Genomic DNA, 22,942 nt, shown 5'->3' with positions numbered 1-22,942 from the left:
ACTCCCGCGGCGCGGAGCCGCCGGACCGGCGCGGCCCGGCGGAGGCGGAGGCGGAGGCGGAGGCGACCCGGCCGCCCACGCCCGGCGAAGGGGGACGAACACGGTCCCCGCGCAGGCGCCGCTGGCTGGCCGTCCTCACCACGGTCGTCGCGCTGGCGGCCGGGGGAGGGGCGCTCGCCTTCTCCCGGTTCGGCGGCGGTGCCCTGACGCCCCGGGTCACCGGTCCTTCGCCCACGGCCGCCCCCTCGCCGACGCCGAGCACGACGCCGAGTACGACGCCGAGCACGACGCCGAGCACGGCCTTCGGCTCCGTCCTGGAGAAGGCCGCCCGGACCCACCGGATCACCATCGGGGTCAAGGGCGACCTCCCGGGCGTGGGGCTGGTGTCGGGCAAGGGCTTCAGTGGCTTCGACGTGGACGTGGCCGGTTACATCGCCCGGCGGCTGGGCGTCCCGGCGGACGGCATCACCTTCCGCCGCATCGGCATGGGCGAGCGGGTGTCGTCGCTCGCCGACGGCGTCGTGGACATGGTGGTGGCCACGTACGCCTACGACGACAACAAGCAGGACGACGTCACCTTCGCCGGGCCGTACTACACGGCCCACACCGACGTGCTCACGGTCAAGAACGCGCCCATCAGGAAGCTGGAGGACCTGGCCGGGCGGCGGATGTGCGCGCCGCAGGGCAGCCGCTCGGTCAAGCTCATCCAGGACGCCGTCACCGTGCGGGCGGTCCCGGCGGAGAACTACGCGCAGTGCATGGACAAACTCGTCGCCGGCGAGGTCGAGGCGGTCCCCGGGGACGACATCATCGTCGCGGGGTTCGCCGACCGGGTGACGGGCCTGCGGATGGCGGTGCCGGGCCTGCGGCTGACCGACCAGCGCTACGCGGTCGGCCTGCCCCGCGGGGACGTGCGGACCTGTGAGGCCGTGCGCCGCGCCATCACCCAGATGTACCGGGACGGCACGATCGACGACCTGCTGGACAAGCACTTCGGCGAGGTGGACTTCAAACCCGACAGGGACCTCCCCCCGCCGCTCGCCTGCCGTTAGGGCCTGTATCAAAGTCGGTCAGAGCCATTCGTTGATCGCGGCGATGAGGACCGTGGCTTCATAGCGCACGGCGAGTTTGTCGTATCGCGTGGCCACCGCGCGGTGGCGTTTGAGCCGGTTGATGCCGCACTCGACAGCGTGGCGCCGCTTATAGATCTCCGGGTCGAAGGCGGGTGGCCGCCCGCCTTTGGACCCTTTGGCCCGGCGGTTGGCGTCCTGGTCGGCCTTGCTCGGGATGGTGGCCTTGATCCCGCGCCGCCGCAGGTAGGCGCGGTTGGCCGCGGAGGTGTAGGCCTTATCGGCCAGGACACGCTCCGGGCGCGTGCGGGGACGTCCGCCGCCCAGGCGGGGCACCCGGATGGCGCCGATGACCGAGGTGAACTGCGGGCTGTCGCCGCGCTGCCCGGCCGTCAACGCGATCGACAACGGCTTGTACCCCTGCTCGCACGCCAGATGCAGCTTCGTGGTCCACCCGCCGCGGGAGCGCCCCAGCGCGTGATCGGCCGGCTCGGCGCCGCCCGTTCCGCCCGGCGGCTCGGCCTGCAGATCCCCCTTTTCCGTGCCCCCGCGGCGTGCTGATGCGCCCGCATGATGGTGGAGTCCACGCTGACGTCCCACGTGATGCGACCGGCCGCGTCCGCCAGCGCCTGCAGCGCGGTCATGATCTGCTGCCAGGTGCCGTCCCGCTGATAGCGGCGGAACAGGGCGTACACCGCGGGCCAGGATCCGTAGCAGGCGGGAACGTCCCGCCAGGGCGCCCCCACGCGTACGCGCCAGCGGATCCCGTCGATCAACTGCCGTTTGCTGAACGACGACGGCCGCCCTGAGCGTTTCGGCGCGGGGAGCAGCGGTTCCAGTACCGCCCACTGCGCATCGGTGAGGTCGAACCGCCGCGTCACCGCTAAGGTAGCCACCGAGGTCTCCGGTGTTCAGGTTGTTCTTGGTCGATCAACCCTCTTACCGGAGACCTCCTTCGTTGTCGATCTCCTACACGCACACGAGCGTCAGAGCGGCGCGGCCGCCACAGCCGACTTTGATACAGGCCCTAGGTCACGTGGCGCGTTCGAGGTCGGCCATCGCGTCCTCGGCCCATTCGAGCGCCGCCCGGCTCTGGCGGATGCCGAGGTCCAGCGCGTACGCCCCGAACCGGCTCGGCGGCTCCTCCGGCGAGCGCGCGTCCGCCGCGTTCTTGGCGGCGCGGAGGGCCTCCAGTTCGGCGAGCCGGCCCTCCACCTCCTTCTTGATGCGGCGCAGGACGGCCACGCCGTCGCGGGGGTCGAGCAGCGGCACGAGGAAGGCCTGCAGGGCGCTCTCGCTGCGCAGCGTGGTCGACGGCGTGTGCTCCATGAGCCAGCGGCGCAGTTCCGCGTCGCCCTCCGGCGTGATCGTGTAGATCTTCCGGCCGCGCGGCCCCTCGGCCTCGACGGCCACCAGGCCGTCGGCCGTCAGCTTCGCGAGCTCCGGGTAGATCTGGCTGTGCCCCGCCTGCCACACGTGCGCGACCGACGTCTCGAACTTCTTCGCCAGGTCGTACCCGCTCGCCGGCCCGGAGGCGGCGAGGAGGCCCAGCAGCGCGATCCGCAGCGACATGCGCCCACTATACCTCTCGCTTGACATGTCAAAACTTACATGTCAGCTTTTACATATGAAATCCTCCAATGGACTCCTGCTCCTGGCCGTGCTGGGCGGCATGTTCCTCGCGATGCTCGACCAGACGATCGTGGGCACGGCGCTGCCGCGGATCACGGCCGAGCTCGGCGGCTCGGGCCTGTACACCTGGGTGGTCACGGCCTACCTGTTGACCTCGACGGTGACCGTCCCCCTGTACGGCCGCCTGTCCGACGTGCACGGCCGCAAGCCCCTGCTGCTGATCGGCGTGGTGGTCTTCCTCGCGGGGTCGGCCCTGTCGGGCGCCGCCCAGGACATGGGGCAGCTGATCGCCTTCCGGGGGCTGCAGGGGCTCGGCGCGGGCGCGCTGCTGCCGCTGTCACTGGCGCTGGTGATCGACCTGTTCCCGCCGGAGCGCAGCGGCCGGGTGCAGGGCGCGCTCGGCGGGGTGATGGGGCTCAGCTACATCGCCGGGCCGTTCCTCGGCGGACTGTTCACCGACCACGCGAGCTGGCGCTGGGCGTTCTACGTCAACGTCCCGATCGGCGTCGCGCTGGTCGCGATCATCTGGCTGCGGCTGCCGCACCGGCGGGGCGAGGAGGGTGGGGACGGCCGGGCGGCCCGCCCCGACTACCTCGGCATCGCGGTCTTCAGCGCGGCCGTCAGCGCGCTGCTCGTCGGCCTGACCGAGAAGGGGCTCGACGGCCACACCTGGACGAGCGGCCCGGTCCTCGGCCCCATCGCCGCCGCGCTCGTCCTGCTCGCCGTCTTCGTGGCCGTCGAACGCCGGGCCGGGCAGCCGATCGTGCCGCTGCACCTGTTCGCCAACCGCACGTACACGCTGGTCAACGTGGCCTCGTTCTTCACGGCGTTCTGCATGTACGCCGGGGTGGTCTTCCTGCCCCGCTACTTCCAGGAGGCCCACGGTCTGAGCGCGACCTCGTCCGGGCTGCACATCTACCCGCTGATGCTGGCCATGGTCGCCGGCAGCGTGATCACCGGGGCGCTCATCTCCCGCACCGGCCGCTACAAGCCGTGGCTGGTCGCCGCGCCGTTCCTGCTCGTCGCCGGCACGCTGCTGTGCGCCGGGCTCGGGGTCGGCACCGCCACCCTCACCCTCACCCTGTGGATGGCGCTGATCGGCCTCGGCATGGGCCCGATGCTGTCCGGGCTGACGGTCGCCATCCAGTCGTCGGTCCCGCCGCGGTACGTCGGCACCGCCAGCGCGAACCTCACGTTCTTCCGGCAGATCGGCGGGTCGGTGGCCCTGGCCACGGCCGGTACGGCCTACGGCGCGGTGGTCTCCCGGGAGGCGCCGCTGCACGGCCTGCCCGCGGCGCACGCCGCCGCGACGGCCACCGTCATCCCCTGGCTCGGCGTCGTGGGGGCGGCGGTCGCCCTCGTCGCGCTCGCCCTGCTGCCGTCCGGGCGGGCGCCGCTCCGGCGGCCCGCGGCCGAGCCCGACCTGATCACCGCCTGACCTCGTCGCAGGAGGGCGTGAGCGGCTCCATTGCCCGGCGGGACGCGGCGTGTCGCCCGATCCCCCGCCCGCCGGGCACGGTTGAATTGATCTCGAGCGTTCGGGGGAGCCGCATGGGTCGTAGGGTCGTCACGGGTTTGGTCTGCGTTTTCGTCGCCGGAGCGGGGCATCCGGCGCAACCGGCGGTCGCGTCGGATCAGTGGGGAGCGGCGGACCTCTCGGTGGGGATCTCGGCGTCGCCGCGGGTGGCCCAGCCAGGGCAGCCGCTCACCTACCGCGTCAGCGTGCACAACAAGGGCCCGGGGGACGCGGTCCTGCCCGTCCTGCGGGTGCGGCTGCCCCGCGACTTCCAGGTCGTCAACGTCGACGTCGCCGAGTGCGACCCCGGCCGCGGCTACAGCGAGATCGTGTGCCGGTCGAGGCGCGACGTCCTGCCCGGCGGCTCGGGCGGGATGACCATCACCGGCGTCGTCCGCACCGGCGCCCACGGGCCGCTGCGGGCCCAGGCGTCGCTGTCGTCCGAGGTGGTGGACGGCCACCAGGACGACAACACGGCCGACGTGGTGACTCGGGTGGACGACGGCGCCGACCTGGCCGTGCGGTTCCGCTCCTCGACCCGCTTCACCCGGCCGGGCCACTGGTTCGCCGTCCGGGCCGAGGTGCGCAACCGGGGGCCCCGGGTCGTGCGGGACGCCTTCGTGTACGTCCAGCCCCGCGAGGCCCGGCTCGTGTCGGCCTCGGGGGCGCGCTGCCGGGCGGCGCGGGCCATCGTCGGGTGTGCGATGCCGCCCATCAGGTCGGGGTCGAGCGGCCTGCTCAAGCTGGTCTTCCGGGTGCCGTCCCGCGCCTCGCACGCCGTCGCGACCATGGCCACGGTCTACTCCCGCCGCTTCGGCGACCGCCGTCCGGAGAACAACCAGGCGCGGATGCGCCTCGCCCTCCGCCGCGCCGCCGCGCCGTCCGCCGTGACCCCGCACCGGAGCTGACGGCGTCAGCGCCCGGCGTGCCCGGCCGGGCAGAACGGCGCGGCGCTGGCCGACAGGTGCTCGGGGACCGCGCGGGCGGTGCCGGGCTGGGTGGCGAACATCACCGCGGCGGCGGCCAGAGCGCTGCCCACGAGGATGACGGCGGCCAGGCCCGTCCGGGCGGCCATCGGGGGACGCGCTCTCATGACCTCACCTCATCGCCTGCCAGTGGTCGTCGGGGGGCGCGGCTCGCGGGGCCACGCCGCGTGAACCGGCTCAGCCGGTCGCGCGCCTCCGCCGACGGAACCACACGCATAGGGATGATCCCATCACAATCCGCGCTCGGATTCCGGCTTTTGGCATCCCGCCCAGGCGTCGGCCACGATCGTGTGCAGCGCCGTGTGGTCCGGCTTCCAGCCGAGCTCCCGCTTGATCTTCTCCGACGAGGCGACGAGGACGGCGGGGTCTCCGGGCCGGCGGGGGCCCACCTCCGCCGGGATGGGGTGCCCGGTGACCTCCCGGCAGACGTCGAGGACCTCCTTCACCGAGAAGCCGCTGCCGCTGCCGAGGTTGTAGATCCGGTGGACGCCCTCGGCGCACGCGTCCAGCGCGAGCAGGTGGGCCCTGGCCAGGTCGGCGACGTGGATGTAGTCGCGCACACAGGTGCCGTCCGGCGTCGGGTAGTCGGTGCCGAAAACGCTCACCGACTCCCGCTCGCCCAGGGCCACCTTGAGGACGTTCGGGATCAGGTGGGTCTCGACGGCGTGGCGCTCGCGGTAGCGGCCGTACGCGCCGGCGACGTTGAAGTAGCGCAGGCTCACGGCGGCCAGGCCGTACAGGCCGGCGAAGGCGGTCAGCGCCGTGTCGACGGCCAGTTTCGAGGCGCCGTACGGGTTGCCGGGACGGGTGGGGTCGGTCTCCTGGATCGGAGTGCGCTCAGGCTCGCCGTACGTGGCGGCGGTGGAGGAGAAGACGATCCGCCCGACGCCGGCCTGGCGCATCGACTCCAGCAGGGCGAGCGTGCCGCCGAGGTTGTGCGACCAGTAGAGCCCCGGCTTCTCGACCGACTCGCCCACCAGCGACCTGGCCGCGAAGTGCAGCACGGCGTCCACACCGTCCCGCAGCACCCCGCCGGCGTCGGTGATCGAACCCCGGACGAACCGGGCGCCCTCGGGGACCGCGTCCTCGTGCCCGGTGGACAGGTCGTCCAGCACCGTGACCTCGTGGCCCTCCTCGACGAGCTGGGCGGCGACGACACTGCCCACATAGCCGGCTCCACCAGTAACCAGCAGCTTCACTGTTCACTCCTGTTGGAATATGTTTGATATTGTCAGTATACCGCCCAGCTTACGCGCTTCCCTTGAGGAGCGGGTTAAATGCCAGCAGCATCGCAAGCTCGGCGGCCCGCGGGCGCACGCCACCGCACGCGACCGCGCCACGTGACCCGCGTACGCGGCGGTCCGGGGTTGCGACGCCCAGCCGACATGCTCCACCCACCCGGAACGGACTCGAGACGTGAGCAACGTCGCCGTGACCATCGCCCTGGTCCTGATATTCATCCTGATATGCGGCTTCTTCGCCGCCGCCGAGATGGCCATGGTGTCCCTGCGGGAGAGCCAGATCCGGCGGCTGAGCGGGGAGGGGCGCCGCGGCGCGCGGGTGCAGAAGCTCGCCCGCGACCCCAACCGGTTCCTTTCGTCCATCCAGGTCGGCGTCACCGTGGCCACCGTGCTGTCGGCCGCGCTCGGCGCGGACACGCTGGCCGGGCGGCTCGCCCCGCTCCTGCAGCGGTGGGGCCTCGACCCGGGCGCGGCCGGCGCCGTCGCGTTCGTGACCGTCACGCTGGCGATCTCGTACGTGACGCTGGTGCTCGGCGAGCTCGCGCCCAAGCGGCTCGGGCGGCAACGGGCGGAGAGCCTGTCGCTGATGGTCGCGCCGCTGCTCGACCGCATTGCGACGCTGTCACGGCCGGTGATCTGGCTGCTGTCGAAGTCGACCAACGGGATCGTGCGCCTGCTCGGCGGCAACCCGTCGGCCGACCGGGCCGCCATGACGACCGAGGAGCTGCGCGACATCGTGGTGGGGCACAAGGACCTCACCCAGGACGAGCGTGACGTGATCGCCGAGGTGTTCGCCGCCGGCAAGCGCCAGCTCAGGGAGGTGCTGCTGCCCCGGACCGAGGTCGAGTTCATGGCCGCGGACACCCCGCTCGCCGAGGCGGCCGTGCTGGCCGCGGCCATGCCGCACTCCCGCTTCCCCGTCTACCGCGACTCCTACGACGACATCATCGGCTTCGTGCACGTGCGCGACCTGCTCGACCCGGTCCTCACCGGCCGGGTGGAGCCGATCAGCGAGCTGGTCCCGATCCGGCCCGTCAAGCTCGTCCCGGCGAGCAAACGGGTGCTGGTCACGCTGGCCGAGATGCGCGACGAGGGCCACCACCTGGCGATCGTCGTCGACGAGTACGGCGGCACCTCCGGCATCGTCACCCTGGAGGACCTGGTCGAGGAGCTCATCGGCGACATCCGCGACGAGTACGACGACGACGGCGAGGCCGTCCGCCTGATCGCCGGCGAAATGGAGATCGAGGGCCTGGTGAACCTCGACGAGTTCGCCGCGCAGACCGGGGTCCGCCTGCCCGACGGGCCGTACGAGACGCTGGGCGGCTACGTAATGGCCGCTCTCGGGCACCTCCCCGAGCGGGGCGACACGGCCGAGGCGCCCGGCGTGAAGCTCACGGTGACGGAGATGGACGGCCGCCGGGTCGCCCGGGTCCGGGTCACCCGTACGGCCTCCGCTCCCGCCGAGGGCGACGCGCCGGAAGGCGGGGAGTGAGCCTGTCGCAGGCACGCGGGAACTCCTGACAGAATTACATGTCATGGATCGTCCTCGCGTTCTCTCCGGCATCCAGCCCACCGCCGACTCGTTCCACCTGGGGAACTACCTCGGCGCGGTGCGGCAGTACGTCGCGCTTCAGGAGACGCACGAGGCGTTCTACTTCATCGCCGACCTCCACGCGCTGACCGTGACCCCCAAGCCGGAGGAGCTGCGCCGGCGCACCCGCGTCGCGGCGGCCCAGCTGTTCGCCGCCGGCCTCGACCCGGAGCGGTCGGCCGTCTTCGCGCAGAGCCACGTCCGGGAGCACAGCGAGCTGGCCTGGATCCTCATCTGCCAGACCGGCATGGGCGAGGCCGGGCGGATGACGCAGTTCAAGGACAAGTCGGCCAGGTACGGCGAGAGCGCGGCGAGCGTCGGCCTGTTCACCTACCCGATCCTCCAGGCGGCCGACATCCTGATCTACCAGGCCGACCAGGTGCCGGTGGGCGTCGACCAGAAGCAGCACCTGGAGCTCAGCCGCGACCTCGCGCAGCGGTTCAACAACCGGTACGGCCAGACGTTCAAGGTGCCCAACCCGTACATCCTCAAGGAGGTCGAGAAGATCGGCGACCTCCAGGACCCGACGGCCAAGATGTCGAAGTCGTCGTCCAGCCCGCAGGGCATCATCGACGTGCTGGAGGAGCCCGGCGCGCTGCGCAAGAAGATCATGCGCGCGGTCACCGACACCGGCTCCGAGGTCGTCGCCGACGAGGAGAACAAGCCCGGCGTCACCAATCTCCTGCGCATCCACTCGGCGCTGTCGGGCGTGCCGATCCCCGAGCTCGAGGCCCGCTTCGCGGGGCAGGGCTACGGCACCTTCAAGAAGGAGGTCGCCGAGGCCGTGATCGAGACGTTCGCCCCGATCCGCGAGCGGACCGAGAAGCTGCTGGCCGACGAGGCCGAGCTCGACCGGCTGCTGGCCATGGGCGCCGACCGGGCCCGCCGGGTGGCCCGGCAGACGATGGCCCAGGTCCGCGACCGGATCGGCCTCCTCCACGGCGGCCCCGTCGGCTGACGCCCGGCACCGGGCCGTTTTCCCGCGGCTCGCGTGCGGTGGCCGGGCGGCCTCGGCGGCCTCATTCGAGATCGCCGTGTGCTCACACGGTGAACCCGCCGTCGGCGTTGACGACGGCTCCGGTGACGTACCGGCCGTCCTCGCCGGCCAGGAACGCGACCACAGCGGCGATCTCCGGCGGCGTGGCGTAGCGGCCCAGGGCGGTCAGCCCGCGGATCGCCTCGGCGCCGGGTCCGTCGGCGGGGTTGGCGTCGGTGTCGGTGGGCCCGGGATGGACCAGGTTGACCGTGATGCCGCGCGCCCCGAGCTCGCGGGCCAGTCCCTTGGTCATGCCCACCAGAGCGGTCTTGCTCAGCGCGTACAGCGTCATCCCGCCGAAGGGGACCCGCTCGGCCATGTTGCTGCCGATGCTGATGATCCGCCCGCCGTCGCCCATGTGGCGGACGGCGGCCCGCGACGCCAGGTACGGGGCGCGGACGTTGACGGCGAGGGTGCGGTCGAGCTCCGCCGCACCTAGGTCCGCCACCGGACCGACCATGAACGCGCCCGCGTTGTTGACCAGGATGTCCAGCCCGCCGAACACCTCGGCGACCTGGTCCACCACGGCCGTGACCGCCGCCGCGTCACCGCTGTCGGCGTGGACGGCCAGCGAGCGGCGCCCCATGTCCTTGATCTCGCAGGCGACCGCCGAAGCGCGGCCGGCGGCCTGCTCGTAGGTCAGCGCCACATCCGCCCCCTGCTCGGCCAGACGCCGGGCGATGGCCGCGCCGATACCCCTGCTGCCGCCTGTGACCAGTGCGACCTTGTCCTTCAGTTCGTTCATGCGTTCAGCATGGTCATTCGTGCACGCCGGGGTCTGGCGGTGGTCGGACGTGGCGCTCAGGAGGGGAGCCCCACACCGGCGGCGAGGCGGCCGAGGGTGTCGCGCAGGGCCGTCCGCTCGGATGCCGCCAGCGACGCGGTGATCTCGTCGTCGAGCTCGCCGGCGGCGGCGGCGCACCTGGCCAGGAGCGCGACGCCGTGCTCGGTCAGGGTCAGCGTCTGGCGCCGGCGGTCGCCGGGGTCGCGTACACGCTCGACGGCGCCCAGGTGCTCCAGATGATCCGCGAGGGCGACGACCAGGCTGGGTGCGACCCCGAGGCGGGCGGCCAGGTCCTGCTGGGAGGCGGCGGCCGTCCCGCCCTTGAGCGCGGCCATGAGGCCCACGTGTTTCGGCTTCAGGTCGTAGGTCTCGATTTTTGCCGCGAAGCGGTCCTGCATGACCGCGCCGAGCGTGCCCAGCCGGAAGGCGATCGTCTGCTTGACATCGTTCATGCCATGAATGATACGGTCATGATATTAATTCAGAGTATGAATGATTCGTAAGGAGAATCGATGGACACGGTACTCGTCGTCCTCAACGTCCTCGCCTCGCTCGGAGCGGCGGGGTCCAGCGTGGCGGGCGTCATCAGGCCGGGCCTCGGGCTCAGGCCCGACGAGGAGACCACGACCGGCGTGCGCTTCTACACCAGGGCGTACGCCGCGCGAGCGCTCCCGTTGGGGCTCGTCACCGCGTTCGTGCTCGTCCTGGGGCCCTCGGCCGCGGTGGTCCCCCTGCTCGTCGTCTCCGGGCTCGCCCAGGTGGGCGACTCGGCGCTCGGCGTCATGCGCCGCAACCCCGGCATGGCGCTCGGCGCGGGCGCCTTCGCCGTCATCCACCTGCTCGCCGCCGTCCTGTGGAGCTGACCATGGACCTGATCTGGTTCGCCGCGGAGATGGCCGTCTACGCCTGCGTCGGCTACTGGGGCTTCGCCCGCTCCACCTGGCCACGCCGCCTGGGTGCGGCGATCGGCGGGATCGCCCTGTTCGCCGCGGTCTGGGGCCTGTTCTGCGCACCCCTGGCCACCTATCCGCTGCACGGAGCCGCCAAGGTCGCGGTCGAGGCCGCCTGGTTCGCGGCCGGCGCGGCGGCTTTCGTCGCCGCCCGCCGTACCCGGGCAAGTGCGGCGGCGGCCGACGGTCCGGACCGCGATCGCCGAGCCCCCGGCACACGATCCGGCCGCCCGATGATCTGACTCCGGAGACCCACCACCTGCCGGTGGGCCGAGGAGCCCCGTCGCCGGACATCCTCCCTCCGATCAGGCGTTTCCGCGCGTCGATCAGCCCGTACGGGGTAGATGTGGGCAGTGGCGACGGAGTGGGTCGAGCGGGTCACGCGGCGGGTCGACGCCGTACGGGCATGGGGCCGCGTGCTGCTGGAGCGCGAGCGGATCCGCTTCCTGTGGTTCGACCACATCGTGCGGACCGTCCAGCGCTACCAGGTGCAGTCGGGCGACCGGCTGGCGGGCGCGTTCACCTACTTCGCGTTCCTGTCGTTCTTCCCCCTCGTGGCCCTGGCGTTCTGGCTGGTCATGACCGTCTACCCGGACGCGCTGAAGGTCATCACCGAGGCCGTCAACAGCCAGCTGCCCGGGCTGGCGCAGCAGCTCCACATCGACCAGCTCGCCGGCGTCCGGGTGCGGGCCGGGGTCATCGGCCTGCTGGGCCTGCTCTACGCCGGGCTCGGCGCGATGGACGCGCTGCGCGGGGCCCTGCGGACGATCTGGATGACCTGCGAGCCGCCCCTCAACTACTTCCTCGGCAAGCTGCGCGACCTCGTGGCGCTCGTCCTGATGGGCGTCACGATGCTGGCCTCGGTCGTCGTGGGCGGCTTCGCCACGGGGGCGACGAGCACGGTGGCGGAGTGGCTGGGCCTCGGGAACTCCCCGCTCGCCGGCGTCTCGGTCTGGCTCACCGGGATCGGGGCCGGCCTCGTCGCCGACCTGCTGCTGTTCCTCATCGTCCTCGGTTGGCTGGCCGAGTCCCACCAGGAGTTCCGGGTCGTGCTCAAGGGGGCCCTGCTGGGGGCGGTCGCCTTCGGCGCGCTCAAGCAGCTCGCCACGCTCATCCTCGCCGCGACCCTCCGCAACCCCGTCTACGGCACGTTCGCCGTGGTGGTCGGGCTGCTGGTGTGGATCAACCTGTCCTCCCGGGTGATCCTCTACGCCGCCGCGTGGACCGCCACCGCCACGCTCGGGCCGCCGCCCGAGCCGACGCCGGTGCCGTCCCCCGCGATCGCCGAGCCGTAGCCGCCCGCCTCCCGCCTCGGCTCAGGCGTCCGCGCGGCGCCTGCGGCGGACCACGCCGTACCCGACCACGGCGAGGCCGCCGGCCAGGCCGGCTCCCAGGACGAGGGTGGCCACGCGCGGCGCCGCGCCCTGCTTGCCGGCCGCGGCCGCTGGGGAAGGCGAGACCGAGGTCGCGGGCCGTGCGGCCAGCACGGACGACGAGGGGGTCGGCGAGGGGGCCGGGCCGACCAGCTGGCCCACGGGGGCCGCCTTCCCCCTCACGGCGAAGCCCCAGTCGAGCAGGTGCGCGACCTCCTCCCAGAAGCCGCCGGGGTGATGCATGACCACGACGATGATCGTGTGGCCGTCGCGCCTCGCCGCGCCCACGAAGCTGCCGAGGGCCTTCGACGTCCAGCCGTTCTTCACGCCGAGCATGCCCTTGTACGTGCCGAGCAGCTTGTTGTGGTTGGCCATCTCGTAGTAGGCGGGTGGCGACTTCGTCGGGGTGGGGGAGTCGCCGTCGTCGCGGCTCTGCCCGTCGTCGTCCTGCCCGTCGCGGTCGGCCTTCTTCTTTTTCTTGCCGTAGTCCTTGGGCGCGGGGAACTTCGCGACCTTGGTGCTGATGTACTCCCGGAAGGCGGGCAGCTTCAGCCCCGCCCGGGCGATCAGGGCCAGGTCGTAGGCCGAGCTGCGCTGGCCCGGTTCGTCAAGGCCGTGGGGCGTCTTGGCCACCGTGTCGTACGCCTGGAGGCTGCGGGCCTCCTCGTTCATGTCGTCGATCGTCCGGCGCATCCCGCCGTTGGCCTCCGCGAGGGCGACGGCGGCGTCGTTGCCGGAGACCATGAGCAGGGCGCGCATGAGGTCGTCGACCTTGTAGATCGGCTCGGGGACGATCCCCACCGCGCTGCCCTCGACGTTGCAGGCCTTCTCGCTCGGCTTGACCTTGAGGTCCTTGTCCAGCCTGGGGATCAGGGTCACGGCCGTGAGGGTCTTCAGGGTGCTCGCGGGGGCGTAGTGCCCGTGCGGGTCCTTGGCCGCGAGGACGGCCCCGGTGTCGGCGTCGGCGACCACGAACGCCGAGGCCTCGGTCTTGGGCGGCGCGGGCACCCCGTCCGGCGCGATGATCCCGTGCCCGCTGAGGCGGTCGCCGCCGATGGCGCCGTTGCCCTCCACCCGCCAGGGGACCGGAAGGCCGCGTGCCTGCGCGGCGGGCGGCGCGCCGAGCAGCGCGGTCGTGATGAGTCCCGATGTCATCAGAGCGGCGCCCAGGGCCCCGTGCTTCCTCCCCATAGGCCGCTCAGCCTAGCCGTGAGTCTTTACGCATGTGGTGACATTTCCCCCAAAGATCGCAGGAGCACGCGTCCCTACCTCGGCCGATACTGTGTACATGACGAGACGTGTATCAGGCTTTCTCCTGGCCCTCGCGGCTTTCATGATCTTTGAATGGATCAATCTCGGCTTCAACCTCGCCGACGGGCACCCCACGGCGTTCTACGTCGTCCACGGGGTGCTGATCGCCGTCAACATCATCCTCGCCCTGGTCCTCGCCGCCGTTGGCGTGCGCGGGTGGAAGGCGGGTAGGGCTTAGACAGGCACTGGTTTTCCGATGTGATGGAGGCACGTGGTGGCGATCGAGTTCAGGCCCTCGCGGGGCGCGACGCTGGGAGTCGAGTGGGAGCTCCAGCTGATCGACAGGCACACCCGCCTCCTCCGCCAGGACGCCAAGGACGTGCTCGCCGCGGTGCCCGATCTGAGCGAGAGCCAGCGGCCCAAGGCCATGCACGAGCTCATGCAGTCCCAGATCGAGATCGTGACCGACGTCTGCCACACCGTGGCCGAGGCCGTCCAGGACCTGAGGAAGAGCATCGGCAGGCTGCGTGAGGTCGTCGAGCCCCGCGGCATGTCCCTGGCCTGCACCGGCACGCACGCGATCAGCGACTGGCGGGACGCGGTCTACGCGCCCGTCCAGCGGTACACCGAGCTGGTCGAGGAGATGCAGTGGCTGGCGTGGCGGATCCAGACGTTCGGCGTGCACGTCCACGTCGGGGTGCGCGACCGGGACAAGGTCATCCCGATCGTGAACGCCCTCGCCGCCTACCTGCCGCACTTCCTCGCGCTGACGTCGTCGAGCCCTTACTGGGGCGGCCAGGACACCGGCCTCGCGTCGAGCCGGGCGATCGTGTTCGGCGCGCTGCCCACGGCCGGCCCACCGCACCTGCTGGCGGACTGGGGCGAGTTCGAGGAGTACATGGACACGCTGCTGCGGGCGGGCACCATCAAGAGCATCAAGGAGGTGTGGTGGGACATCCGGCCGCACCCCGACTTCGGCACGATCGAGGTCCGGATGTTCGACGGCATCCCGACGCCGCGCGAGGTCGGCATGGTCGCCGCGCTGTGCCAGAGCCTCGTCCAGCAGTTCGACCAGCAGATCGACAGAGGGTACAAGCTGCCCAATCCGGCGGCCTGGGTGGTGCGCGACAACAAGTGGCGCGCCACGCGGTACGGCCTCGACGCGGACGTCATCACCGACGACCATGGATCCACCGCGCCCGTGCGCGACGTATTGTATGAGCTTCAGCGCGAATTGGAACCCGTCGCCGAGCGGCTCGGTTGTGCCGAGGAGCTCGCCGTGGTGACCGAGGTGCTGGAGCAGGGGAGCTCATCCGAGCGCCAGCGGGCGATCCTCGCGGGCGGGGGGACTCTGCAGGACGTGGTCGACGCCACCGTGATCGAGCTCGCCGAGGACAGGTTCGTGACCTCGAACCCGAATCGAGAGGCCGGACGTTCGGGGGCCTGACCCCCCGAATTACCGTTTTGTCCGGGCATATAGGCCGACTTCTGACAACGTCCAGTCGCCGGTGTAAATACTGGGCAATCCGCCGCCTGGAAAGGTCGCGGCATGGAAAGATTGTGAACGAAGGGTCGGTGGTGGCGAGACGGCGCCCGCGCGACCCTTTTGATCTTTTGTCGTGACTGCTTTTCAGCTGACCATATTGACCATCCAGCGGACCGCGGCAGGACGGTCCGCTGGAGGAGGGAAACGACCGACCGTGGCCACCTCATCGAAGCTCGCACCGCCGGACGCGGCGTCCCCAGGGGGGAACGACCTGGCCGGGCAGCTGGCGGAATTCCTTCGCGAGCGGGGCGATGAGCTGATCGAGTTCCGGCGCGACGTGCACGCGCACCCGGAGATCGCCTTCAGCGAGCATCGAACCACCGAGAAGATCGCTGAGCGTCTGACGGACGCGGGCCTCACGCCGAGGCTGCTGTCGCGGGGCACGGGCATGTGGGTGGACCTCGGCCGGGACGACGGCCCCACGGTCGCCCTGCGGGCCGACATCGACGCGCTGCCGATGGAGGACGAGAAGGACGTCTCCTACCGGTCGACGAACCCGGGCGCCTGCCACGCCTGCGGTCACGACGTGCACACGGCCGTCGTCCTGGGGGCCGGGCTGTTCCTCGCCACCCAGGCCGACGCGGGCGCGCTGCCCGGCCGCGTCCGGCTGATCTTCCAGCCGGCCGAGGAGGTCGCCGGAGGCGCGCTGGAGGTCATGCGGGACGGCGGCCTGAACGGCGTCGACCGCATCTTCGCGCTGCACTGCGACCCGCGCATCGACGTCGGCCACGTGGGCCTGCGCACCGGCCCGATCACCGGCTCCTGCGACAGCCTGCGCATCCGGGTTGCCGGGCCCGGCGGCCACACGGCCCGCCCGCACCTCACGGTCGACCTCGTCTACGCCCTCAGCAAGATCATCACGGAGCTGCCGGCCGCCCTGTCGCGCCGCGTCGACCCCCGGTCCAGCCTGAGCCTCGTGTGGGGGCAGGTCTCCGCGGGCTCGGCGTTCAACACGATCCCCGACGTGGGCATGGCGCAGGGCACGGTCAGGTCGCTCGACGAGGAGGCCTGGCACCAGGCTCCCGACCTGGTCAAGTCGCTGCTCGACTCGGTCGCGGGCGCGTACGGCGTGGACGCCGAGCTCGACTACCGGCGCGGCACCCCGCCCACCGTGAACGAGGCCACCAGCATCCAGATGCTGCACGACGCCGTCACCCAGATCGTCGGCGAGGGGGCCGCCGTGCCCACCCCGCAGAGCCTCGGCGGCGAGGACTTCTCCTGGTACGTCGAGTCGGTCCCCGGCGCGCTCGCCCGCCTGGGCACCCGGGCGCCGGGCGCCATCGACGAGGTGGACATCCACCGGCCGGAGTTCGACGTGGACGAGCGGGCCATCGGCGTCGGCGTGAAGGTCATGGCCACCACCGCGCTCACCGCCCTCTGGGGCGGCGCGCGCTGACGCCGTCCCCGATCCCCCCGGCCGGACACGCGTGCCCCGCACCTCCCCGCTGCGCCCCGAGGACCCCGCGCGCCTCGGCGGCTACGTCCTGACCGGCCGCCTCGGGGCGGGCGGCCAGGGCGTCGTCTTCCTCGCCCACGGCCCCGGCGGGCCGCCGGTGGCGGTGAAGCTGCTGCACGCCCGGGTGGACGCCGAGGACCGGAGGTTCCACAGGGAGGTCGAGGCGGCACGGCGCGTCGCGCCGTTCTGCACCGCGAGGGTGCTCGACGCGGGCGTCCACGACGGCCGGGCGTACATCGTGAGCGAGTACGTGGACGGGGTCTCCCTGCAGGAGCACGTCGCCGAGCACGGCCCGCGCAGCGGAGGGGCCCTCGACCGGATCGCCGTCGGGACGGCGACCGCGCTGGCCGCGATCCACCGGGCCGGCGTGGTCCACCGCGACGTGAAGCCGGGCAACGTGCTGCTCGGGCCGGACGGGCCGAGGGTCGTCGACTTCGGCGTCTCCCGGCTGGCCGACGCCACGCCGACCGCCGGCGGACCGGTCGGGACGCCCGCCTACCTCGCTCCCGAGCAGCTCAGGGGGGAGCCCGCCGGGCCTCCGGCCGACGTGTTCAGCTGGGCGCTCACCGTCGCCTTCGCGGCGAGCGGACGGCACGCCTTCACCGCCGACGGCTACGCGGCCGTGCTCGCCAGGATCCTGTACGGCACGCCCGACATCGGTCCGCTCGACGGCCGGCTGCGGGAGATCGTGGTCGCGTGCCTGGCGAGGGAGCCCGGCGACCGCCCGTCGGCGGAGGGCGTGCTGAGCGACCTGCTCGACCACTCCGACCGGCCGCCGGCCCGCCCCGCCGTGAACCGGGGCGACGTCGCGACGGCGCCGACGTCGCCGGGTGACGGGGGCACGGGCGGCACGCGACTCCCCGCGTCCGGACAGGAGCGGCGCGGGACGAGGCGCCGATGGCCGGCGGCGCTCGTGGCGGGAGTCGCCGTCCTGACCGCCCTCGGAGCGGTCCTGTACGCCGTCACCCGGCCCGCGGCCTACGACGGGACGTGGAGCGGGGTGGCCCGCTACCCGTCGGCCGGCCGCGTCTTCCCGGTGGAGCTGCGCCTGTCCGAACCCCGGAGCATGAGGTGGGGCGCCGACCTGCACTGCCGCGGGCGGCTGCGGGAGATCGCGGAGACGGGCGGCCGCCTGGTGCTGGACCTCGGCCAGGTGACCGGCGCGTCCTGCTATCCCGGCCTGGTGACGCTCGTTTCGCAGGGGGATCGCCGGGCCACGATCGAGGTGTCGCGCGCGGGTGAGGACGCGGTGCGCTATTCGGGCACGATCACCCGTACGTCCTGACTGGAGCCCGCTAAATCGGTAAAACCGACAAACTTGGAAAAAGGTTGTATTCCTGACAAGTTCCGCCTTACTTGGCGTAAGTAACGTGGGGGCTCAAGCCATCTAAAGGAGTCCTCGTGCGGTCGATCGCGGTGCTGATGACGGGCGCGGTGCTGGCCGCGGCGACGGCCTGCGGAGGCGTGCACTCTCCCGGCGCCACTGTGCCGGGCGACCACCCCCGGGCGCTGCGCATCGGCCTCGCCTACGACATCGGCGGGCGGGGGGACAAGTCGTTCAACGACGCGGCGGCGGACGGGCTCGACGACGCCCGGCGCAGCCTCGGCCTCCTGCAGGTCCAGGAGGTGGCGGCGCAGCCGGGAGAGCCCGAGTCGGCCAAGGTGAACCGGCTGCGGCTGATGGCGAAGGCCGGGTACAGCCCGATCATCGCGGTCGGCTACGCCTACTCCGACGCCGTCAAGGATGTGGCGCCGAAGTTCCCCGGCACGAAGTTCGCCATCGTGGACGACAGCGTGGCCTCCGGTCCGAACGTGACCAACCTGCTGTTCGCGGAGGAGCAGGGCTCGTTCCTGGTTGGCGCGGCGGCGGCGATGAAGTCGAAGACCGGCGACGTCGGCTTCGTCGGCGGCGTGGAGTCCCCACTGATCAAGAAGTTCGAGGCGGGGTACACGCAGGGCGTGAAGTACGTGAATCCGCGGGCCAAGATCGAGATCGCCTACCTCACCAAGCCGCCGGACCTCACCGGGTTCGACAACGCGGCCAAGGCCCAGGACGCCGCACAGAAGATGTTCGCCGCGGGCGCCGACGTGGTCTACCAGGCCGCGGGCGCGTCCGGGGCCGGGGTCTTCAAGGCCGCGCAGTCGGCGAAGGGCTGGGCGATCGGCGTCGACTCCGACCAGGCCCGCACCGCGGACCCGAGCGTGCGCGGACTGATCCTCACCAGCATGGTGAAGCGGGTGGACGTGGCGGTCTACGACTACATCGCGAACCTGATGGACGGCACGGTCAAGAGCGGCCGGGCGGTGTACGACCTCAAGCTCGGCGGGGTCGACTATTCCACCACCGGCGGGCACATCGACGACATCCAGCCGAGACTCGAGCAGCTGAAGCAGGAGATCATCATCGGCAAGATCAGGGTTTCCGCAGGCTGAGTGCCTGGTCACGAGGTGGCGAGAGCTCCATAACGGACATGTTGCGGACTGGTGTGCGGGTTTGGTCTATGCAGGTCAAACAACTATCTTCCGTGCAGGGTTGCCGTGCGTTCCTGCGTGCGTGCGACGGAAGTTGGACGGCGGGGACACGGAAGGGGAGTTCACACCTTGCTCCGCAATCGAGTTAGCAAACTGGCTGCCGCCACTGCCGCGGGAGCCATGCTCATGGCCGCCGCCGCCTGTGGGGGCAGTGACTCCACGACAACGGCTTCGTCGGCCGGCGCCTCCTCGGCGCCCGCCGCAGCCAAGATCAAGGTCGGCCTGGCCTACGACATCGGCGGCCGGGGTGACGGCTCCTTCAACGACGCGGCGGCCGCCGGTCTGGACAAGGCCGTCTCGGAGCTGGGGGTGGACAAGAAGGAGCTCGAGGCCACCCAGGGCGAGACCGACGCCCAGAAGGAGGAGCGGCTCCGCCTGCTCGCGACCGGCGGGTACAACCCGGTCGTCGCGGTCGGCTTCGCCTACTCCGCCTCGGTGGCCAAGGTCGCCAAGGAGTTCCCCGACACCAAGTTCGCCATCGTCGACGACGACGCGGCCACGGGCGCGAACATCACCAACCTGCTGTTCGCCGAGGAGCAGGGATCCTTCCTGGTCGGCGTCGCGGCCGCGCTCAAGTCCACCAAGGGCAACATCGGCTTCGTCGGCGGCGTGGACGTCCCGCTGATCCACAAGTTCGAGGCCGGGTACGAGGCCGGCGCGAAGGCCGTGAAGCCGGACATCAAGATCCAGACCAAGTACCTCAGCCAGCCGCCGGACTTCAGCGGCTTCGGCGACCCGGCCAAGGGCAAGACCGCCGCCCAGGGCATGTACGACGCGGGCGCCGACGTGGTCTACCAGGCGGCGGGCGGCTCCGGCGGCGGCGTCTTCGAGGCCGCCAAGGCCGCGGGCGCCATGGCCATCGGCGTCGACTCCGACCAGGCGGCCCTCCCGGCGTACGACAAGGTCAAGGACGTCATCATCACGTCGATGCTGAAGAAGGTCGACGTCGCCGTCTTCGACTTCCTGAAGAACTACGCGTCCGGGACCGTCAAGGGCGGACCGACCCGCTACGACCTCAAGGCCGGCGGCGTGGACTACTCCACGACCGGCGGCAAGATCGACGACATCAAGTCGAAGATCGACGAGTACAAGCAGAAGATCATCAGCGGCGAGATCACCGTCCCCAGCACCTGACCTGCATCGCGTGGGGCCCGGTGGCACCGCCCCCGGGCCCCTTGGTCTACTGTCACTACCACTGTCTGTAACCAGGCACTCCGCAAGGAGGAGGCCGCCATTACCGCCGCGACCGTCACGGAACCCGCAGTAGAGCTCGACGGGATCACCAAGAGATTCCCGGGCGTCGTCGCCAATCGCGACATCCATCTCCGCGTCGCCAAGGGACAGATCCACGCCATCGTCGGCGAGAACGGCGCGGGCAAGTCCACGCTGATGAAGATCCTTTATGGGATGCAGCGCCCGGACGAGGGCGAGATCCGGATCAACGGGTCGCCCGCCGGGTTCCACACCCCCGCGGACGCCATCGCCGCCGGCATCGGCATGGTCCACCAGCACTTCATGCTGGCCGACAACCTGACCGTGCTGGAGAACGTGGTGCTCGGCAGCGAGCCCCGCCGCGGCGGGATCGCCCTCGACTTCGCCGCCGCCCGCAGCAGGATCAAGGAGATCTCGGACGCGTACGGCCTGGGCATCCAGCCCGACGTGGCTGTCGAGGACCTGGGCGTGGGCGACCGCCAGCGCGTGGAGATCCTCAAGGTCCTCTACCGCGGCGCCCGCATCCTGATCCTCGACGAGCCGACGGCCGTCCTCGTGCCCCACGAGGTCGACGAGCTGTTCGACAACCTGCGCGGCCTCGTCAGCCAGGGGCTGACGATCCTGTTCATCTCCCACAAGCTCGACGAGGTCCTCCGGGTGGCCGACGCGATCACGGTGATCCGCCGCGGCACCACCGTCGCGACGGTGGACCCGAAGGAGGTGACCGCCCGGCGGCTCGCCGAGCTCATGGTCGGCAGCGAGCTGCCCAGCCCCGAGACCCGGGAGTCGACCGTCACCGACGTGGTGGCGCTGTCGGTGCGCGACCTGACCGTGCGCACACCCGACGGCCGGGCCGTGGTCGACGGCGTGAGCTTCGACATCCACAAGGGCGAGGTGCTCGGCATCGCCGGCGTCGAGGGCAACGGCCAGGCGGAGCTGGTCGAGGCCATCATGGGCATGCGGCCCTCCACGGTCGCCTCGATGACGCTCGACGGCACGGACATCGCCTCGTGGTCCACCCTCCGGCGGCGCGCGGACGGCATCGGCTACATCCCGGAGGACCGGCACCGCCACGGGCTGCTGCTGGAGTCCCCGCTCTGGGAGAACCGGATCCTCGGCCACCAGACCCGCCGTCCGAACATCAAGGGCATCTGGATCGACCGCGCCGGCGCGCGGGCCGACACGCGGCGCATCGTCGAGGAGTACGACGTGCGCACGCCCGGCATCGACGTGGACGCCGCGGCGCTGTCCGGCGGCAACCAGCAGAAGCTGATCGTCGGCCGGGAGATGAGCGGCGACCCGGTGCTGCTGATCGCGAGCCACCCGACGCGCGGCGTCGACGTCGGCGCGCAGGCGGCCATCTGGGACCACCTGCGGACGGCGCGGGCGGCGGGCCTGGCCGTCCTGCTGATCTCCGCGGACCTCGACGAGCTGATCGGCCTGTCCGACTCGCTCAAGGTGATCCTGCGCGGCAGGATCGTGGCCGACGTGGACCCCGCGAACGTGACCCCCGAGCAGCTCGGCTCGGCCATGACGGGCGCCGGGGAGGGCGCATGACTGATCTCAGCCAACGGATGAGGGGCCGGGCCGGCTCCGGGCCGTCGGGGGAGGAGGCGGCATGAGCTCCTTCCTCGACCGCGTGCTCGGCCGGGTGAGGCTCGGCGGCTGGCTCGCCGTCGCCGCGCCGCTCATCGCCGTGGTCTTCGCGGTGCTCATCACCTCGGCCGTCCTGCTGGCCGCGGGGAAGGCGCCGGTGGAGGCGTTCACCACGCTCGCCGACTACGGCACCCAGCCGCGCACGATGGCCCTGATCCTCAACACGTCCATCGGGTACTACATCTCCGCCCTGGCCGTGGCCATCGGCTTCCGGATGAACCTGTTCAACATCGGCGTGGACGGCCAGTACCGCCTCGCGGCCGTCGTCGCGGCCGGGCTGGGCGGCGCGGCCGTGCTCCCCGGCGTGCTGAACATCATCCTCGTCGTCGTCTGCGCCATGGTCGTCGGAGCCCTGTGGGCGGCGATCGCCGGCGTGCTGAAGGTGAGGCGCGGCGTCAGCGAGGTGATCTCGACCATCATGCTGAACGCCATCGCCACCGGCATCGGCTCCTGGCTCGTGACCAACTACTTCGGCGTCCTGACCGGCAACGACCTCGGCACCCGGCCGATCCCCGACGACGCGCACGTGCCCGGGATCCCGCTCATCGCGGGGACGTCCCAGCTGGTCAACGGCTTCCTCGTGCTGGCGGTCGTCCTCGGGATCGCCTACTGGGTGGTGCTCAACCGGACGCGCTTCGGCTTCGACCTCCGGGCCACCGGCAAGTCCGAGACCGCGGCGGTGGCCAGCGGCATCAGCGTGAAGAAGATGGTCGTCGCCACGATGGTCATGTCGGGCGCGGTCGCCGGCCTGAGCGGCATGCCCGAGCTGCTCGGCCAGTCGTACAAGTACAGCAACAACTTCCCGACCGGGCTCGGCTTCACGGGCATCGCGATCGCGCTGCTCGGCCGCAACAACCCGGTCGGCATGGCCATCGGCGCGCTGCTGTGGGGCTTCCTGGACAGCTCGTCGGACGCCCTCCAGCTGCTCGACATCTCCAAGGAGATCGTCTCCATCATGCAGGGCGTGATCGTGCTCTCCGTGATCGTCGCGTACGAGTTGGTGCACCGGTACCGGGTCGTCGCCGAGCAGCGCCGGGTCAGCCGGCAGCTCGCGGCGCCCTCCGAACCCGAGGGAGCGGCGGCGTGAGCGCACGGTACGCACGGCCG

23 protein-coding genes are annotated in these 22,942 nt (G+C 71.5%); 16 read left to right on the top strand and 7 right to left on the bottom strand.

Going from position 1 to position 22,942, the window contains the following annotated elements; translation table 11 throughout:
* Window positions 1–1,052, top strand: a 1,052-nt coding sequence (locus tag MPTA5024_RS24395; RefSeq protein WP_051458598.1) for a transporter substrate-binding domain-containing protein, incomplete at its 5' end; no start/stop codon positions are given.
* Window positions 1,053–1,070: 18 nt separating this feature from the next.
* On the opposite strand, the gene MPTA5024_RS39990 is transcribed toward MPTA5024_RS24395, so the two are convergent.
* Together MPTA5024_RS39990 and MPTA5024_RS24385 are read right to left on the bottom strand one after the other, a co-directional pair.
* A protein-coding gene (locus MPTA5024_RS39990; protein WP_442922087.1) for an IS5 family transposase occupies window positions 1,071–1,951 on the bottom strand; the annotation gives its coding sequence in 2 pieces (ribosomal slippage) (window positions 1,071–1,574 and window positions 1,577–1,951; 879 coding nt in all).
* 151 nt (window positions 1,952–2,102) lie between these two features.
* Entirely contained in the window at window positions 2,103–2,642 is a 540-nt protein-coding gene (locus MPTA5024_RS24385; protein ID WP_036328323.1) for a PadR family transcriptional regulator, read from the bottom strand.
* Window positions 2,643–2,697: 55 nt separating this feature from the next.
* Between MPTA5024_RS24385 and MPTA5024_RS24380 the strand changes: the two genes are divergently transcribed.
* A complete protein-coding gene (locus MPTA5024_RS24380) occupies window positions 2,698–4,140 on the top strand; it encodes an MDR family MFS transporter (protein ID WP_036328320.1) in 1,443 nt (480 codons plus the stop codon).
* 221 nt (window positions 4,141–4,361) lie between these two features.
* The gene (locus MPTA5024_RS24375; RefSeq protein ID WP_036328318.1) at window positions 4,362–5,126 is read left to right on the top strand and encodes a DUF11 domain-containing protein; all 765 of its coding nucleotides are present in this window, start codon (window positions 4,362–4,364) and stop codon (window positions 5,124–5,126) included.
* Between the two features lie 5 nt (window positions 5,127–5,131).
* On the opposite strand, the gene MPTA5024_RS41265 is transcribed toward MPTA5024_RS24375, so the two are convergent.
* Both MPTA5024_RS41265 and galE read right to left on the bottom strand, forming a co-directional pair.
* Window positions 5,132–5,311, bottom strand: coding sequence for a hypothetical protein (locus MPTA5024_RS41265; protein WP_157099689.1), 180 nt, complete (start codon window positions 5,309–5,311; stop codon window positions 5,132–5,134).
* A gap of 123 nt (window positions 5,312–5,434) precedes the next feature.
* Complete coding sequence (galE, locus tag MPTA5024_RS24370; RefSeq protein ID WP_036328317.1) at window positions 5,435–6,403, bottom strand: UDP-glucose 4-epimerase GalE; 969 nt, start codon at window positions 6,401–6,403, stop codon at window positions 5,435–5,437.
* 217 nt (window positions 6,404–6,620) lie between these two features.
* Here galE and MPTA5024_RS24365 point away from each other — a divergent pair, with 217 nt between their 5' ends.
* Both MPTA5024_RS24365 and trpS read left to right on the top strand, forming a co-directional pair.
* Window positions 6,621–7,940, top strand: coding sequence for a hemolysin family protein (locus tag MPTA5024_RS24365; protein ID WP_036328316.1), 1,320 nt, complete (start codon window positions 6,621–6,623; stop codon window positions 7,938–7,940).
* A gap of 43 nt (window positions 7,941–7,983) precedes the next feature.
* The gene (gene trpS / locus MPTA5024_RS24360; protein ID WP_036328314.1) at window positions 7,984–8,997 is read left to right on the top strand and encodes a tryptophan--tRNA ligase; all 1,014 of its coding nucleotides are present in this window, start codon (window positions 7,984–7,986) and stop codon (window positions 8,995–8,997) included.
* Between the two features lie 82 nt (window positions 8,998–9,079).
* Here trpS and MPTA5024_RS24355 read toward each other — a convergent pair whose 3' ends face one another.
* Both MPTA5024_RS24355 and MPTA5024_RS24350 read right to left on the bottom strand, forming a co-directional pair.
* Window positions 9,080–9,820: an SDR family NAD(P)-dependent oxidoreductase gene (locus MPTA5024_RS24355; protein WP_036328311.1), complete on the bottom strand. Its 741-nt coding sequence runs from the start codon at window positions 9,818–9,820 to the stop codon at window positions 9,080–9,082.
* A gap of 56 nt (window positions 9,821–9,876) precedes the next feature.
* Window positions 9,877–10,311, bottom strand: a complete 435-nt coding sequence (locus tag MPTA5024_RS24350) for a MarR family winged helix-turn-helix transcriptional regulator (protein ID WP_036328306.1) — start codon at window positions 10,309–10,311, stop codon at window positions 9,877–9,879.
* Between the two features lie 60 nt (window positions 10,312–10,371).
* Here MPTA5024_RS24350 and MPTA5024_RS24345 point away from each other — a divergent pair, with 60 nt between their 5' ends.
* The 3 genes from MPTA5024_RS24345 to MPTA5024_RS24335 all read left to right on the top strand — a co-directional run bounded on the left by MPTA5024_RS24345 (window position 10,372) and on the right by MPTA5024_RS24335 (window position 12,104).
* Complete coding sequence (locus MPTA5024_RS24345) at window positions 10,372–10,722, top strand: hypothetical protein (protein ID WP_036328302.1); 351 nt, start codon at window positions 10,372–10,374, stop codon at window positions 10,720–10,722.
* A gap of 2 nt (window positions 10,723–10,724) precedes the next feature.
* A complete protein-coding gene (locus MPTA5024_RS24340) occupies window positions 10,725–11,051 on the top strand; it encodes a YrdB family protein (RefSeq protein WP_051458596.1) in 327 nt (108 codons plus the stop codon).
* Window positions 11,052–11,162: 111 nt separating this feature from the next.
* Window positions 11,163–12,104 carry a YihY/virulence factor BrkB family protein gene (locus MPTA5024_RS24335; protein WP_232326621.1) on the top strand — a complete coding sequence of 314 codons (942 nt, stop codon included), beginning with the start codon at window positions 11,163–11,165 and terminating at the stop codon, window positions 12,102–12,104.
* Between the two features lie 21 nt (window positions 12,105–12,125).
* On the opposite strand, the gene MPTA5024_RS39985 is transcribed toward MPTA5024_RS24335, so the two are convergent.
* Complete coding sequence (locus MPTA5024_RS39985) at window positions 12,126–13,337, bottom strand: D-alanyl-D-alanine carboxypeptidase family protein (RefSeq protein ID WP_036328300.1); 1,212 nt, start codon at window positions 13,335–13,337, stop codon at window positions 12,126–12,128.
* A 133-nt stretch (window positions 13,338–13,470) separates the two neighbouring features.
* Here MPTA5024_RS39985 and MPTA5024_RS24325 point away from each other — a divergent pair, with 133 nt between their 5' ends.
* The 8 genes from MPTA5024_RS24325 to MPTA5024_RS24290 all read left to right on the top strand — a co-directional run bounded on the left by MPTA5024_RS24325 (window position 13,471) and on the right by MPTA5024_RS24290 (window position 22,922).
* Window positions 13,471–13,671: an SCO4848 family membrane protein gene (locus MPTA5024_RS24325; protein WP_442922086.1), complete on the top strand. Its 201-nt coding sequence runs from the start codon at window positions 13,471–13,473 to the stop codon at window positions 13,669–13,671.
* A 36-nt stretch (window positions 13,672–13,707) separates the two neighbouring features.
* Window positions 13,708–14,880, top strand: a complete 1,173-nt coding sequence (locus MPTA5024_RS24320; RefSeq protein ID WP_036329339.1) for a glutamate--cysteine ligase — start codon at window positions 13,708–13,710, stop codon at window positions 14,878–14,880.
* Between the two features lie 253 nt (window positions 14,881–15,133).
* The gene (locus MPTA5024_RS24315) at window positions 15,134–16,375 is read left to right on the top strand and encodes an amidohydrolase (protein ID WP_051458595.1); all 1,242 of its coding nucleotides are present in this window, start codon (window positions 15,134–15,136) and stop codon (window positions 16,373–16,375) included.
* Window positions 16,376–16,406: 31 nt separating this feature from the next.
* Entirely contained in the window at window positions 16,407–17,720 is a 1,314-nt protein-coding gene (locus MPTA5024_RS42545; protein ID WP_051458594.1) for a serine/threonine-protein kinase, read from the top strand.
* A 116-nt stretch (window positions 17,721–17,836) separates the two neighbouring features.
* Window positions 17,837–18,868: a BMP family lipoprotein gene (locus MPTA5024_RS24305; RefSeq protein ID WP_232326619.1), complete on the top strand. Its 1,032-nt coding sequence runs from the start codon at window positions 17,837–17,839 to the stop codon at window positions 18,866–18,868.
* A 225-nt stretch (window positions 18,869–19,093) separates the two neighbouring features.
* Entirely contained in the window at window positions 19,094–20,101 is a 1,008-nt protein-coding gene (locus tag MPTA5024_RS24300) for a BMP family lipoprotein (RefSeq protein WP_051458674.1), read from the top strand.
* A 99-nt stretch (window positions 20,102–20,200) separates the two neighbouring features.
* A complete protein-coding gene (locus MPTA5024_RS24295; RefSeq protein WP_084369958.1) occupies window positions 20,201–21,736 on the top strand; it encodes an ABC transporter ATP-binding protein in 1,536 nt (511 codons plus the stop codon).
* A gap of 61 nt (window positions 21,737–21,797) precedes the next feature.
* Window positions 21,798–22,922 carry an ABC transporter permease gene (locus MPTA5024_RS24290; RefSeq protein ID WP_036328297.1) on the top strand — a complete coding sequence of 375 codons (1,125 nt, stop codon included), beginning with the start codon at window positions 21,798–21,800 and terminating at the stop codon, window positions 22,920–22,922.
* The last annotated feature ends 20 nt before the right edge of the window (window positions 22,923–22,942 follow it).

The organism is Microbispora sp. ATCC PTA-5024, assembly GCF_000511135.2.
Classification (GTDB): domain Bacteria; phylum Actinomycetota; class Actinomycetes; order Streptosporangiales; family Streptosporangiaceae; genus Microbispora; species Microbispora corallina.
This window is presented reverse-complemented; position numbering and strand designations above follow the sequence as displayed.

Coding starts and splice junctions, on each gene's coding strand:
- MPTA5024_RS24355 (WP_036328311.1), bottom strand. CDS start 9,820: ATGAACGAACTGAAGGACAAGGTCGCACTGGTCACAGGCGGCAGCAGG.
- MPTA5024_RS24300 (WP_051458674.1), top strand. CDS start 19,094: ATGGCCGCCGCCGCCTGTGGGGGCAGTGACTCCACGACAACGGCTTCG.
- MPTA5024_RS24350 (WP_036328306.1), bottom strand. CDS start 10,311: ATGAACGATGTCAAGCAGACGATCGCCTTCCGGCTGGGCACGCTCGGC.
- MPTA5024_RS41265 (WP_157099689.1), bottom strand. CDS start 5,311: ATGAGAGCGCGTCCCCCGATGGCCGCCCGGACGGGCCTGGCCGCCGTC.
- MPTA5024_RS24380 (WP_036328320.1), top strand. CDS start 2,698: ATGAAATCCTCCAATGGACTCCTGCTCCTGGCCGTGCTGGGCGGCATG.
- MPTA5024_RS24325 (WP_442922086.1), top strand. CDS start 13,471: ATGACGAGACGTGTATCAGGCTTTCTCCTGGCCCTCGCGGCTTTCATG.
- trpS (WP_036328314.1), top strand. CDS start 7,984: ATGGATCGTCCTCGCGTTCTCTCCGGCATCCAGCCCACCGCCGACTCG.
- MPTA5024_RS24340 (WP_051458596.1), top strand. CDS start 10,725: ATGGACCTGATCTGGTTCGCCGCGGAGATGGCCGTCTACGCCTGCGTC.
- MPTA5024_RS24385 (WP_036328323.1), bottom strand. CDS start 2,642: ATGTCGCTGCGGATCGCGCTGCTGGGCCTCCTCGCCGCCTCCGGGCCG.
- MPTA5024_RS24290 (WP_036328297.1), top strand. CDS start 21,798: ATGAGCTCCTTCCTCGACCGCGTGCTCGGCCGGGTGAGGCTCGGCGGC.
- MPTA5024_RS39985 (WP_036328300.1), bottom strand. CDS start 13,337: ATGACATCGGGACTCATCACGACCGCGCTGCTCGGCGCGCCGCCCGCC.
- MPTA5024_RS24345 (WP_036328302.1), top strand. CDS start 10,372: ATGGACACGGTACTCGTCGTCCTCAACGTCCTCGCCTCGCTCGGAGCG.